This is a genomic window from Streptomyces sp. NPDC028711 (genome assembly GCF_055565415.1).
The window spans coordinates 144,958-158,336 of sequence record NZ_JBVHUJ010000014.1 but is presented as its reverse complement, the minus strand read 5'-3'; the positions used below and the strand labels follow the sequence as shown (position 1 = coordinate 158,336).

Below are 13,379 nucleotides of genomic sequence, written 5' to 3'. Positions count from 1 at the left end.
CCGGACGAGCCTGTGACAGGACGAACGACGGGGTGGAGGCACACGGCCTCCACCCCACCTTTCACGGTCCCAGGAGGACTACTCCGGCTTCGCCGCCGCGGTCTTCTTGGCGGCGGTCGTCTTCTTCGCCGCCGTCTTCTTCGCGGCCGTGGTCTTGGCGGCGGTGGTCTTCTTCGCCGCCGTCTTCGTGGCCGTCTTCTTCGCGGTGGTCGTCTTCTTGGCCGTGGTGGTCTTCTTGGCCGGGGCCTTCTTGGCGGTCTTCTTCGCCGGTCCCTTGGCCCGCTTCTCGGCGAGGAGCTCGTACCCGCGCTCCGGCGTGATCGTCTCCACGCTGTCGTCGGTCCGCAGGGTGGCGTTGGTCTCGCCGTCCGTCACGTACGGGCCGAAGCGGCCGTCCTTGACGACCACGGGCTTCTCGCTGACCGGGTCGGTACCGAGCTCCTTCAGCGGCGGCTTGGCCGCGGCCCGGCCCCGCTGCTTGGGCTGGGCGTAGATCGCGAGCGCCTCTTCGAGGGTGATGGTGAAGAGCTGCTCCTCGTCGGTGAGCGACCGCGAGTCCGTGCCCTTCTTCAGGTACGGGCCGTAGCGGCCGTTCTGCGCGGTGATCTCGACGCCTTCGGCGTCCGTGCCGACGACCCGGGGCAGGGACATCAGCCGGAGCGCGTCCTCCAGGGTGACGGTGTCGAGGGTCATCGACTTGAAGAGGGAGGCCGTGCGCGGCTTCACCGCGTTCTTGCCGGTCTTCGGGGTGCCCTCGGGCAGGATCTCGGTGACGTACGGGCCGTAGCGGCCGTCCTTCGCGACGATCTGGTGCCCGGTGGCCGGGTCGGCGCCCAGCTCGAAGTCGCCGCTCGGCTTGGCGAGCAGCTCCTCGGCGAGCTCGACGGTCAGCTCGTCGGGCGCGAGGTCCTCGGGGACGTCGGCCCGCTGGTGGCCCTCGGCCTCCTTCTCGCCGCGCTCGACGTACGGGCCGTAGCGGCCGACGCGCAGCACGATGTCGTTGCCGACGGGGAAGGAGGAGATCTCGCGGGCGTCGATGGCACCGAGGTCGGTGACGAGTTCCTTGAGGCCACCGAGGTGGTCGCCGTCGCCGTTCCCGGCGTCCGCGGCACCGCCGGAGGCGGCCGTACCCTCCTCGGCACCGAAGTAGAAGCGCTTCAGCCACGGCACGGACTGGGCCTCGCCGCGTGCGATGCGGTCGAGGTCGTCCTCCATCCGCGCGGTGAAGTCGTAGTCGACGAGCCGCCCGAAGTGCTTCTCCAGGAGGTTGACGACGGCGAAGCTCAGGAAGGACGGCACGAGCGCCGTGCCCTTCTTGAAGACGTAGCCGCGGTCGAGGATGGTGCCGATGATCGACGCGTACGTCGACGGGCGGCCGATCTCGCGCTCTTCGAGCTCCTTGACGAGCGAGGCCTCGGTGTAGCGGGCGGGCGGCTTGGTCGCGTGGCCGTCCGCGGTGATCTCGTCGGCGGTCAGCGCGTCGCCCTGGGCGACCTGCGGCAGGCGCCGCTCGCGGTCGTCGAGCTCCGCGTTCGGGTCGTCGGCGCCTTCGACGTACGCCTTCATGAAGCCGTGGAAGGTGATCGTCTTGCCGGACGCGCTGAACTCGGCGTCACGGCCGTCGGCGGCGCGGCCGCCGATCTTCACGGTGACGGAGTTGCCGGTCGCGTCCTTCATCTGGGAGGCGACGGTCCGCTTCCAGATGAGCTCGTAGAGCCGGAACTGGTCGCCGGTCAGACCGGTCTCCGCCGGGGTGCGGAAACGATCACCCGAAGGGCGAATCGCCTCGTGCGCCTCCTGCGCGTTCTTGACCTTGCCCGCGTAGACGCGGGGCTTCTCCGGCAGGTAGTCGGCGCCGTACAACTGCGTGACCTGCGCCCGCGCCGCCGCGACGGCGGTGTCGGACAGGATCGTGGAGTCCGTACGCATGTAGGTGATGAAGCCGTTCTCGTACAGCTTCTGCGCCACCTGCATGGTCGCCTTCGCACCGAAGCCCAGCTTGCGGCTCGCCTCCTGCTGGAGGGTGGTGGTCCGGAAGGGGGCGTACGGGGAGCGGCGGTACGGCTTCGACTCGACCGAGCGCACGGAGAACGCGGTGTCGGCGAGCGCGGCGGCCAGCGCCCGGGCGTTCGCCTCGTCCAGGTGGAGTACGGCCTCGCTCTTCAGCCGTCCGTCGGCACCGAAGTCACGGCCCTGCGCGACCCGCTTGCCGTCGACCGCCGCGAGGCGCGCGACCAGCTGCGACGGGTCCGAGGCGTCACCGGAGCGTCCGGTGCCGAAGGTGCCGGTGAGGTCCCAGTACTCGGCGGAACGGAAGGCGATGCGCTCGCGCTCCCGCTCGACGACGAGCCGGGTGGCGACGGACTGCACGCGGCCGGCGGAGAGCCGCGGCATGACCTTCTTCCACAGGACCGGCGAGACCTCGTAGCCGTACAGCCGGTCGAGGATGCGGCGGGTCTCCTGGGCGTCGACCATGCGCTGGTTCAGCTCGCGCGGGTTGGCGACGGCCTCGCGGATCGCGTCCTTGGTGATCTCGTGGAAGACCATCCGGTGGACGGGGACCTTGGGCTTCAGGACTTCCTGGAGGTGCCACGCGATGGCCTCGCCCTCGCGGTCCTCATCGGTGGCGAGGTAGAGCTCGTCGGATTCGGCCAGAAGCTCCTTGAGCTTCCTGACCTGCGCCTTCTTGTCGGCGTTGACGACGTAGATGGGCTGGAAGTCGTGCTCGACGTCGACTCCGAGGCGGCGCACCTCACCGGTGTACTTCTCGGGCACCTCGGCGGCGCCGCTGGGAAGGTCTCGGATGTGCCCGACGCTCGCCTCGACGACGTAGCCGGGGCCGAGGTAACCCTTGATCGTCTTCGCCTTGGCAGGCGACTCGACGATGACGAGTCGGCGGCCGCCGTGGGCGGCTTCGCTGGTCGGGGACAACTTCGCTCTTCTCTCCGGATCGACACTCTCTTGGCACGTACGGCGCTGGCACGCACGGCAGCGGCACGGACGGTGACGCTCCCGTCGCTGCGGAGTGTGACGGTACAACCCGCCCCCGTGTCAAACGGCGAAAGCCCGCAACGGCCACTCGAACGGTAACCCGAGTTTTGGCATTCCTGCCGCCCGGAGTCCCGGTCGGGCGGGGCGGGGCGTCCGCGCCGGAGGGTTCAGAGCCTGCCGAAGCACCAGACGCCGAGGACGAGAGAGGCGGTGCCGAAGAGGCTCGTCAGCGCGACCGCGGCCCCTGGAGCGACCCCGTACGCGACGGGCTCGCGGTGCAGCGCCCGCACGGTGGTCCACAGCAGCAGCGCGCCTCCGAACAGCGTGAACGCCGCCCCCGCGAAAATCGCCGGCCCGCTCTCCATGCCCGTACCCCGTTCCGTCCACGTGCGGTGTTCGTCTCCCGGAGCCGAGGCTGACACCTCCGGGCGTCCTGGGCGCGAATTCCGGGTGAACGACGCGGGCCGTCCCGAACGGTTTCACGAAGATGGCCGGTAGTGACCAGCCCCTCACCTCCTCTTTCGTCACATCGTGTCGAGCGTGGCCCGGCGCCGGCTGCCCCGCTCGAAGACACCGAGCAGGACCACGGCGAGCAGTGCCCAGCCCGCGCCCACCGCGAGCTCCGCCCCGAGCAGGGCCCGGTCCAGACCGCCGCCCGCGGTCAGCCCGCGCGCCGCGTCCGCCGCGTGCGTGAGCGGCAGCAGCTCACCGGCGGTACGCATCCACTCCGGCAGGGTCTCCCGGGGCACGGCGGCGCCGGTCAGCAGGAGCAGTGTCGAACTGGCCACGTTCGACACCAGGAACACGTCACGGAAGCGGAGCCCGAGCGCGCCCAGGGCGAGCCCGAAGGCCGAGCAGGCGCCCGCCGCGACGAGCAGCACCAGGCCAAGACCGGGCAGCGCCCCGGCGGGCACGGGCAGCCCGAGGACGAGGGAGGCGGCGGTGAGGACGAAGGCACTGACGAACAGCCCGTTGAGGACGTACGGGACGGCTCGTCCGATCCACAGCGGGACCCGGTGCCGGGGCGAGAGCAGGACGGCGCCGAGCGTGCCGTACCGGCGCTCGTTGGCGACGGCCATCGTGCCGCCGTACACGCAGGAGGCGGAAGCTGCGAGGACGGCGTTCCCCACGAGATGGAAACGGTCGTCGGCGACCCCGAGTTCCCGGCCGAGGTAGACGAAGAAGAAAACCTGGAGCAGCGGCCCGACCAGCAGCGTTCCGATGAACATGGGCGGCGTGGTCCAGTTGAACAGGGCCCGGTAGGAGATCGCGCCGCCGACGACGACGAGCCGCGCGGTGCCGAGGAAACGGAACATGTCTCTCTGGCCCTTCAGCATGTCTCTCTGGCCTTTCGGGGAAGGGTTCTCGGGGGGTCTCGGGCGAGGGGTCTCGGGCGAGGGTTCTCAGGCGAGGGCGAGTGTGGCGGCGGCGCGCGCCCTGCGCTCCACACGGCCGAGGACGAGGACGGCGGCGAGGGCGTATCCGGCCCCGAGCGCGACGGCGGTGAACAGCGGTGCGACCACGTCCCCGCCGGAGGTCGCCGCGTGCACGGCCCGCGCGCCCCAGGTCGTGGGCAGCGCCCAGGAGACCGGGTGGGTCCAGGCCGGCAGCACGGTGACGGGGACGAGCAGCCCGGACAGCAGCCAGACCGGGGTGTCGAGCGGGTTGGCCAGCGCGTTGGCGTTGCGCAGCAGGACGAAGGTGGCGGCGAGCAGCAGCCCCGTCATGCCGAGCGCGAGGACGCACACCGGGACGGCGACCAGGAAGAGCAGCGGGTGCGCGAAGTCGAGCGGCACGCCGAAGAGCAGCACGCCCCACAGGACCGTCGCGCCCATCGCGTACGTGCCGATGACGGCGGTCGCGAGGGTGATCGGCAGCAGGACGAGGGCGAGCGGTGTCGGCGCGACGACCAGGGTCTCCAGGGTGCCGAGCCAGCGCTGGTTCTGCACCGCGCCGCCCGAGCCGAAGAGCACGGAGCCCCAGATGCCCATGAGTCCGGCCCCGACGGAGGCGGTGAGCAGCCGGTCGGGGTCCCCGGCGGCGCGGAACAGATAGACGGCGAGGGTCGCGTAGACGAGCGGGACGAGGACGGCGAAGGTGATCTCGATCGGGGAGCGCGACATGTACGAGACGTGGGTGCGCACCCCGACGAGGACGAGTCGTGGAACGCGTTTGAGTACGGCGGTACGGGAGTTCACGCGGACGCCACCTCGCCCACGGAGGCCTTCTCCGCAGCCTCATCCGCCTCATCCGCGGCAGCCTTCTCCGCAGCCCCGGCCTCCGCCGCAGCGGGCTCCTCCGCAGCGCCGTCGGCAGCCGTCGCCGCCTCCTCCACGATCGCGATGTACGCGTCCTCCAGGGACGGTTCGCGGCTGGTGACACGGCCGATCCGCACGCCGTCGAGCGCGGCCAGGACCGGCCCGTGCAGCTCGGCGGCCCCGCGCCCGGTCTGCACCGTGACGGTCTGGAGCGCGCCCCGGTCCTCGGCGGACACGCCCCGCACACCCGGCACCCGCCGCAGCCGGTCGAGCCGCTCCTCGTCCACCCCGTAGGCCTCGATCTCCAGCACGTCCCGTTCCCGCACACGGGACTTCAGGCTGTCGGGGGTGCCGAGCGCGCGGATCCGGCCGCCGGCGATGACGGCGATCCGGTCGCAGAGCTCGTCCGCCTCCGCCATGTAGTGGGTGGTGAGGAGGACGGTCGTACCGGCCGCCGCCAGGTCGCCGACCGTGCGGCGCAGGTCGCGGGCGGCGACGGGGTCGACGCCGATGGACGGCTCGTCGAGGAAGAGGAGCTCGGGGCGGTGGAGCAGCCCGCGGGCGATGTGGAGGCGTTGCCGCATCCCGCGCGAGTACCCCTCGACGCGCTCCCTCTCCCGCCCCACGAGCCCCACTGCTTCGAGGAGTTCGGCGATGCGCCGTTTCTGGTCGCGGGCCTCGACCCCGTACAGCTCGGCGAAGTAGCGCAGGTTGTCGAGTGCGGAGAGCCGGTCGTACAGGCCCCGGTCGCCGCCGAAGACGTACCCGATGCGGCGGCGTACGGCCACGGGGTCACGGGCCACGTCGTGGCCGAACACCCGGGCCGTGCCGGAGGTCGGCAGGAGCAGGGTGTTCAGCATCTTGATCGTGGTGGTCTTGCCGGCTCCGTTCGGCCCGAGGAGGCCGAACAGTTCCCCCGGCGCCACGTCGAAGGTGACCCCCCGCACGGCCTGCGTCTCGGTCCGCCGGGACTTCCGCCACCCGGTCCTGCTGGTGAAGGTGCGGCGCAGCGCGTCCGCCTCGATTGCGAGCATGCGCCGGACGGTAGGGGCCGCGGGAGGAGCCGGGCCATCGATTCGGGCGCCCCCGAATCGTCGGGCCCCTGCCCTCCCGTCTCGGGCCCCCGGATCGCCGGGGCGGGCCCTCTCGTCAGGCGACCGCCGTGAGGACGTCCTCGCCGGTGAGCAGCGCGAGCAGCGAACGCCCGGTGTCCGTCAGCTGGTAGTACACGGAACGCCCGACGCGGTGCCGGGTGACCACCCCGGCCTCGGAGAGGACCGACAGGTGCTCGGAGACCGTGCTGGGCGCGAGTCCCAGCCGGTCGGCGAGCCCGGCCGTGGTCAGCGGCCCGCCGAGCTCGCGCAGGACCGCCGCCCGGCCCCGGCCCAGCATCAGTCCGAGCCGGTCCTCGGCGACGGGCTCGGGCGGTTCGCGCAGCGCGCCGGCGCCCCGGGCCTGGAAGCTGACCGCGAAGACCTCGGGGTCGTCCGTCGAGTACAGCCGGCAGCCCTCGGCGAAGACCAGCGGCACGAGGACGAGCCGCCGTTCCCCCGGCGCGTACGCGGCGTCGATGTGCTTGGTCAGTTCGAGCACGGGCGGGCGCCACCGTCCCCGGGTCTCCAGGCCGGCGAACAGCGCGTCGACGCCCTCCGTCGCGAACGTCCTGGCCCGGACGAGCACTTCGTCCTCGACGAGCCGCCGCATCGTCGGCCAGTACGGCTCGATCGCGCCCTCCCAGTAGGCCGCGTACGCGTCGGCGAGCGCCGCGCAGGCCGCCTCCGGGTCCTTCAGGTACGGCTGTACGAAGGGCGCGTCGGCCATGCCCGGGTAGCAGACGGCCACCTGGGCGCGGACGAACTCGGGGTCGGTGGCACGCAGCGCGGCCAGCTCCTCGTGGACGTGGACCGTGCCGAAGGGCCGGGGCAGCAGGAAGTCGGAGACGTCGATCCGCCCTTCGGCGAAGAGGTCCCACAGCGGCCGGAGCCGGTCGTCGTCCCGCCACACCTCCCGCGCCTGACCGACCCACTCCTGGTACGGCCAGGAGGGGCGCCGTCGCGGCAGTGCGAGGTGCATCGAGCAGAAGGCGTCGCGCAGCGGACTGATCGCGATCCGGGTCGCCCCGAGCGAGGCCTCGTCCAGCTCGATCCGTATCAAGCGCCGTGCTCCTCGGGCGTCTCCTCCCCTGCGGGCAGCAGGAAGCCCTCCTCCACGAGCAGCCGGATCGCCTGCGGGGTGCGGTCCCGCAGGACGACCGGGTCCTCGCCCATCAGCTGACCGATCGCGTCCAGGATCCGGCCCGCGCTGAGGGTGCCGTCGCACACCCCGGCGAACCCGGCGCCGACGTGGTCGACCTTGGTGGCGCGGCGCATGCCCCGGTTCTGCCGGAGCACGACGTGCTCGGGGTCCTCGGCGCCCGGCAGCCCGACCTGCTCCTGCACCACCTCGGGAGCGAGCGTGAACCGGTCGGCGAGGAGGGCGGCGTCGTCGTGGGCGCGCAGATAGTCCTGGCGCTCGAAGTGGGCGAGGACGGTGGGCCCGAGGGGCTGCTCGACGGGGTGCGGCCACTCCTCGATGACGATGGACGGCTCGACGGCCCCCGAGGCCACGGCCTCGTTCCGCCGGATCGTGATCCAGCCGAAGCCCACCGCGCGGGTCTTGCGGGCCTCGAACTCGTCGAGCCAGCGCCCGTAAGCAAGCCGGTACTCGTCCGGGTCACCGCGGTGGTCGCCGCTGTCCCGCAGCCACAGCTCGGCGTACTGGGTGACGTCCTGGACCTCGCGCTGCACGATCCAGGCGTCGCAGCCCGCGGGCACCCAGGACCGCAGCCGCTCCTGCCACTCCTCGCCCTCGACGTGCTGCCAGTTGGCGAGGAACTGGGCGTATCCGCCGTCGTTGAGCCGCTCGCCCGCCTGCTGCACGAGCGTGCGGCACAGGTCGTCGCCGCCCATCCCGCCGTCCCGGTAGGTGAGCCGGGCGCCGGGGGAGATCACGAACGGCGGGTTGGAGACGATCAGGTCGTACGTGTCGCCGTCGACCGGCTCGAACAGCGAGCCCGCGAGCAGCTCGGCCTCCCGGGCGCCGGAGAGGGCGAGCGTCAGCCGGGTGAAGTCCAGGGCGCGCGGGTTGAGGTCGGTCGCGGTGACCAGGGTGGCGTGCTGGGCGGCGTGCAGTGCCTGGATGCCGGAGCCGGTGCCGAGGTCGAGCGCGGAGGACACCGGCGTACGGACGGTGATGCCGGCGAGCGTGGTGGAGGCGCCGCCGACGCCGAGGACGACGCCCTCGGCCTTCTTGCCGATGCCTCCGGCGCCGCCGACGGCGCATCCCAGGTCGGAGACGATGAACCAGTCCTCGCCGTCCGGCCCGCCGTACGGCCGGACGTCGACCGTCGCGGACACGGTGTCGTCCTCGCGGACCACCCAGCCGTCGGCGAGGGCCTCGTCCAGCGGGAGCGCGGCGGCGGCCCGCTCGTACCCGACGGCCTTCTGGAGGAGGAAGAGCCGGACGAGGGTCTCCACCGGGGAGTCGCCGCGGGTGGCGCGCAGGGCGGGCACGGTCTCGCTGCGGGCGAGCGCCGCGTACGCCGGGGCGCCGAGCAGGTCGAGCAGGCCGTCGGCGGTGAAGTCGGCGGCGAGCAGAGCCTCGCGCAGACGGGCGGCGTGCGCGGGCACCGGGAGGCGGGGGGACAGGCTGGTCGTACTCACCACCCCATTGTGACCGCCGCCACCGACATCGGGGCGGGCGACCCGGCGGCGACCGCCGGATCGACGGCCCCGATGCCGAAGGTGAGGGCGGCGCCGCGCTCCTCGCGCCTACTCCGCGCTCTTGCTCGCCGAGGTCTTCTTGCTCGGCTTGGTCGAGGACTTCCCCGAGGGCTCGGAGTCCGAACCCTCGTCGGAGCCCGTGTCCGAGCCCATGTCCGAGCCCGCGTCGGAGCCCTTGTTCGAGTCCGAGGACGTGGAGCCGGGCTGCGGGGAGGCGGAGCCGGAGGCCTTCGGCGGGGTCGAGGCCGTGGGCTTCTGGCAGCCGGGCTGCTTGGCCATGGCCTGGCCCAGCTCGCCCTCCTCCAGCTTGGCCAGCGCGTTCTGGTCCATCTTCTCGATCCTGGTCAGACCGTCGGCGACGCCCTGGAGGCCGTCCGCGAACTTCTGCTGGTTCGTCGGGTCCAGCGCGTCGACCTGCTTCTTGAGCCCCTCGTACGCCACGGCGGTGGCGTTGAGCTCCTTGATCGCGTCCTGCTGGATCTTCTGGCCGTTCTCGACGGGCGGGGCCCCGGCGCCCTCGACGGCCTTCGCCAGCGCCCTGTCGGCGTTGGCGATGTCCTGGAACGCCTTCGAGTCGGCGGCCTGGATCTCGGCCGGCTTGCTGTCGGCGGCCGTCGAAATGATGATCTGGTGGGCGTCGGCCCGCTTCTGGATCTGAGGCTTCGCCTGGTCGCAGAACGTCTTCGCCCAGTCACCCACCTTGTCACCCTCGTCGCTGCAACCGGACAGCGCGAGCACCAGTACCGCGCCGCCGGACAGTGCGGCCGCAAGCTTCTTGTTCACCGGATCGGTCCCTTCCAAGGCTCTCGGCCCCGGAACATACACGCCGAACGGGCTACTTCCACCTTTCGTACGACGGATTCGCCCCGGATTGCAGTCTTTTGAACCAAGGGAGACACCTCACACCCACCCCTGAAACACGCGGGAATGAGACGGACGACACGTCGGCGGAGCCCGCGCGAGGGAGCCCCCCACGGCAGGCGATCCCTCGTCAGGAGACGGTCACGGAACGCCTCTTGGAGACCCGTACGGCGGCGACGACCACCACCAGCGCGATCCCCGCGACCGCCGCCCGCAGCCCGGCGCTGGCGTCGCCCCCGTAGCTGAACCGCACGACCGCCGGAGCGATCAGCAGCGCCACCAGGTTCATCACCTTCAGGAGCGGGTTGATCGCCGGACCCGCCGTGTCCTTGAAGGGATCTCCGACCGTGTCCCCGATGACGGTCGCCTCGTGCGCCTCGCTGCCCTTGCCGCCGTGGTTCCCGTCCTCGACCAGCTTCTTCGCGTTGTCCCAGGCGCCACCGGAGTTGGCGAGGAAGACCGCCATCAGCGCGCCCGTGCCGATCGCTCCGGCGAGGTACGAGCCGAGGGCGCCGACCCCGAGCGCGAAGCCGACCGCGATCGGGGCCATCACGGCGAGCAGCCCGGGCGTGGCGAGTTCGCGCAGCGCGTCCTTGGTGCAGATGTCGACGACCCGCCCGTACTCGGGCTTCTCGGTGCCGCTCATGATCCCGGGATGCTCACGGAACTGCCGCCGCACCTCGTACACCACGGATCCCGCCGACCGGGACACCGCGTTGATCGCGAGCCCCGAGAAGAGGAAGACGACCGCCGCGCCGAGAATCAGACCGAAGAGGTTGTTGGGCTGCGAGATGTCCATGGAGAGCGTCAGCTCGTCCGCCCTCGCGCCGACCTCGGCGATCGAGGTCGCGATGGCGTCCCGGTACGAGCCGAACAGCGCCGAGGCGGCCAGGACGGCGGTGGCGATGGCGATGCCCTTGGTGATGGCCTTGGTCGTGTTGCCGACGGCGTCCAGGTCGGTGAGGACCTGCGCTCCCGCGCCCCGGACGTCCCCGGACATCTCCGCGATGCCCTGGGCGTTGTCGGCGACCGGGCCGAAGGTGTCCATGGCGACGATCACGCCGACCGTGGTGAGCAGCCCCGTACCGGCGAGGGCGACCGCGAAGAGCGCCAGCATGATCGAGCCGCCGCCGAGCAGGAACGCCCCGTAGACGGTGAGGCCGATCAGGAGGGCCGTGTAGACGGCGGACTCCATACCGAGGGCGACGCCCGCGAGGACGACGGTCGCGGGGCCGGTGAGCGAGGACTTGCCGATGTCCCTGACCGGCCGCCGGCTCGTCTCCGTGAAGTAGCCGGTGAGCTGCTGGATGAGGGCGGCGAGGACGATGCCGAGGGCGACGGCGACCAGGGCGAGGACCCGGGGGTCGCCGGCGTGGTCGTTGATGCCCGGCTCGGTGACGCCCTCGAGCTCGGCGTACGAGGACGGCAGGTACACGAAGGCGGCGACGGCGACCCCGACGAGCGAGATCACCGCCGAGACGAGGAACCCGCGGTTGATCGCGGTCATCCCGCCGCGGTCGGCGCGCCGGGGTGAGACCGCGAAGATCCCGATGACCGCGGTGACCACGCCGATCGCGGGCACGATCAGGGGGAACGCGAGGCCGTGATCGCCGAAGGCCGCCTTGCCGAGGATCAGCGCGGCGACCAGGGTCACGGCGTACGACTCGAAGAGGTCGGCGGCCATGCCCGCGCAGTCGCCGACGTTGTCGCCCACGTTGTCGGCGATCGTGGCCGCGTTGCGCGGATCGTCCTCGGGGATGCCCTGCTCGACCTTGCCGACCAGGTCGGCGCCGACGTCGGCGGCCTTGGTGAAGATTCCGCCGCCCACCCGCATGAACATGGCGATGAGCGCGGCGCCAAGGCCGAATCCCTCGAGGACCTTGGGCGCGTCGGCGGCGTAGACGAGGACGACGCAGGCCGCGCCGAGCAGCCCGAGGCCGACCGTGCACATGCCGACGACCCCGCCGGTGCGGAAGGCGATCCGCATGGCCCGGTGCGCGACCTCGGTGAGGCTCTTCTCCGGCTCGCCCGCCGCCGGGGTGGCCTCCCTGGCCGCCGCGGCGACCCGCACGTTGGCCCGTACGGCGAGCCGCATGCCGATGTACCCGGTGACCGCCGAGAAGAGCGCTCCGACCAGGAAGAACAGGGAGCGTCCCGCGCGCTGCGACCAGTTGTCCGCGGGCAGCAGCATCAGCAGGAAGAAGACGACGGCCGCGAAGACGGCGACGGTCCGCAGCTGCCGCGCGAGGTAGGCGTTGGCCCCTTCCTGCACGGCCGCGGCGATCTCCCGCATCCTCTCGGTGCCCTCACCGGCGGAGAGCACCTGGCGGACGAGGAGCCGCGCGACGACCAGCGCGGCGAGGGCGACGCCGCCGACGACGATCACGATCGTCCGGTTCCCGCTCGTGAGCACCGCCGCGGCGAGGGAAGTGGGGTCCATGGAGACGGATCATAGGGAGACGAACCGGCACATACGGGGATGCCGGAGTCCACCCGCGCGGATGCACCCATCGGAACCAGCGAACCATGGGAGCAGGCTCACCATCTGAGCAGGCGCAACGAGAAGAGGCCCTGCCGGGGGCAGGGCCTCTTCTCGTGCTGTCTCGTGCTCAGCGCCTACGGGTCAGGACAGGACGTCCGCCGAACTCACCGGCCAGGTCATCCGGATCGTGCCGCCGGCCTCACCGGCGCTCACCTCGACATCGTCGACGAGCCCGCGGATCACCGCGAGCCCCATCTCGTCCTCACCGTCGGCGTCGTCGAAGTCCTCGGCCGGGGCCGCGGACCGCGCACCGGGGACACCGGCGGCATCGGCCGCCGCCACCCCCGCACCGGGCACCTCGTCGCCGACCTCGATGGAGAACGTCTTCTCCTCCTCGGTCAGCACCACCCTGATGGGGGTCGTGACGTCATTGCTGCGGTGCAGCCCGACGGCACGGGAACAGGCTTCACCGACAGCGAGACGCACCTCGTCGAGGACCGCCTCGTCCACACCGGCCCGGCGCGCCACCGCGGCCGCCACCAGGCGGGCCGTGCGGACGTGCTCGGGCTGAGCGCTGAAGCGGAGTTCAACGGTGGTCATGCGAACCCCCTGGGCTCAGTCGACGGCGTTGACGGCCTCGTCGACCGAGGTGTGGATCGGGAACACCTTGGTGAGACCCGTGATCCGGAAAATCTTCAGAATGCGCTCCTGGTTGCAGACCAGACGCAGCGAGCCCTCATGCGCGCGGACGCGCTTCAGACCACCGACGAGCACACCGAGGCCCGTGGAGTCGAGGAAGTCCACGCCCTCCATGTCGACGACCAGGTGGTAGCTGCCGTCGTTCACCAACTCGACCAACTGCTCGCGCAGCTTGGGCGCGGTATACACATCAATCTCGCCACCGACCTCGACGACCGTACGGTCACCACCAGCGCCGGACACATTGCGAGTCGACAGGGACAGGTCCACGGATCCTCCAGCACCTTGCTATCGAACGATCGTCCCCCGGGGTCTCCCGGACGGAGT

At 71.7% G+C, this 13,379-nt stretch carries 10 protein-coding genes and 1 pseudogene; all 11 read right to left on the bottom strand.

Annotated elements, in window-relative coordinates; all coding sequences use genetic code 11:
- Positions 1 to 78: 78 nt before the first annotated feature.
- The 11 genes and pseudogenes from topA to ACZ4VK_RS33440 all read right to left on the bottom strand — a co-directional run bounded on the left by topA (position 79) and on the right by ACZ4VK_RS33440 (position 13,322).
- Positions 79 to 2,931, bottom strand: coding sequence for a type I DNA topoisomerase (gene topA / locus ACZ4VK_RS33490; protein ID WP_468360621.1), 2,853 nt, complete (start codon positions 2,929 to 2,931; stop codon positions 79 to 81).
- Between the two features lie 227 nt (positions 2,932 to 3,158).
- On the bottom strand, positions 3,159 to 3,356 hold the full coding sequence (locus tag ACZ4VK_RS33485; RefSeq protein WP_468360618.1) for a hypothetical protein: 198 nt from the start codon (positions 3,354 to 3,356) through the stop codon (positions 3,159 to 3,161).
- A gap of 159 nt (positions 3,357 to 3,515) precedes the next feature.
- Positions 3,516 to 4,307 carry an ABC transporter permease gene (locus ACZ4VK_RS33480; RefSeq protein ID WP_468360616.1) on the bottom strand — a complete coding sequence of 264 codons (792 nt, stop codon included), beginning with the start codon at positions 4,305 to 4,307 and terminating at the stop codon, positions 3,516 to 3,518.
- Between the two features lie 87 nt (positions 4,308 to 4,394).
- Positions 4,395 to 5,189, bottom strand: a complete 795-nt coding sequence (locus ACZ4VK_RS33475; RefSeq protein WP_468360613.1) for an ABC transporter permease — start codon at positions 5,187 to 5,189, stop codon at positions 4,395 to 4,397.
- Positions 5,186 to 6,283, bottom strand: a complete 1,098-nt coding sequence (locus tag ACZ4VK_RS33470) for an ABC transporter ATP-binding protein (RefSeq protein ID WP_468360610.1) — start codon at positions 6,281 to 6,283, stop codon at positions 5,186 to 5,188. The genes ACZ4VK_RS33475 and ACZ4VK_RS33470 overlap by 4 nt, the downstream gene beginning before the upstream one ends.
- A gap of 115 nt (positions 6,284 to 6,398) precedes the next feature.
- Positions 6,399 to 7,403: an ArsR/SmtB family transcription factor gene (locus ACZ4VK_RS33465; RefSeq protein ID WP_468360607.1), complete on the bottom strand. Its 1,005-nt coding sequence runs from the start codon at positions 7,401 to 7,403 to the stop codon at positions 6,399 to 6,401.
- Positions 7,400 to 8,950 (bottom strand): DUF7059 domain-containing protein, encoded by a 1,551-nt coding sequence (locus ACZ4VK_RS33460; protein ID WP_468360604.1) that lies wholly within the window; start codon positions 8,948 to 8,950, stop codon positions 7,400 to 7,402. Before ACZ4VK_RS33460 ends, ACZ4VK_RS33465 begins: the two co-directional genes overlap by 4 nt.
- Positions 8,951 to 9,058: 108 nt before the next feature.
- Positions 9,059 to 9,793, bottom strand: coding sequence for a small secreted protein (locus ACZ4VK_RS33455; RefSeq protein WP_468360601.1), 735 nt, complete (start codon positions 9,791 to 9,793; stop codon positions 9,059 to 9,061).
- Positions 9,794 to 9,910: 117 nt separating this feature from the next.
- Positions 9,911 to 12,311, bottom strand: a pseudogene (locus ACZ4VK_RS33450) (sodium-translocating pyrophosphatase).
- 183 nt (positions 12,312 to 12,494) lie between these two features.
- On the bottom strand, positions 12,495 to 12,953 hold the full coding sequence (locus ACZ4VK_RS33445) for an ATP-binding protein (protein ID WP_468360598.1): 459 nt from the start codon (positions 12,951 to 12,953) through the stop codon (positions 12,495 to 12,497).
- A gap of 15 nt (positions 12,954 to 12,968) precedes the next feature.
- A complete protein-coding gene (locus tag ACZ4VK_RS33440) occupies positions 12,969 to 13,322 on the bottom strand; it encodes an STAS domain-containing protein (RefSeq protein WP_015034520.1) in 354 nt (117 codons plus the stop codon).
- Between the last annotated feature and the right edge of the window lie 57 nt (positions 13,323 to 13,379).

Excerpts from the sequence above, each read along its gene's own strand:
- ACZ4VK_RS33485 (WP_468360618.1), bottom strand. The coding sequence starts at position 3,356 with ATGGAGAGCGGGCCGGCGATTTTCGCGGGGGCGGCGTTCACGCTGTTC.
- ACZ4VK_RS33480 (WP_468360616.1), bottom strand. The coding sequence starts at position 4,307 with ATGTTCCGTTTCCTCGGCACCGCGCGGCTCGTCGTCGTCGGCGGCGCG.
- ACZ4VK_RS33470 (WP_468360610.1), bottom strand. The coding sequence starts at position 6,283 with ATGCTCGCAATCGAGGCGGACGCGCTGCGCCGCACCTTCACCAGCAGG.
- ACZ4VK_RS33445 (WP_468360598.1), bottom strand. The coding sequence starts at position 12,953 with ATGACCACCGTTGAACTCCGCTTCAGCGCTCAGCCCGAGCACGTCCGC.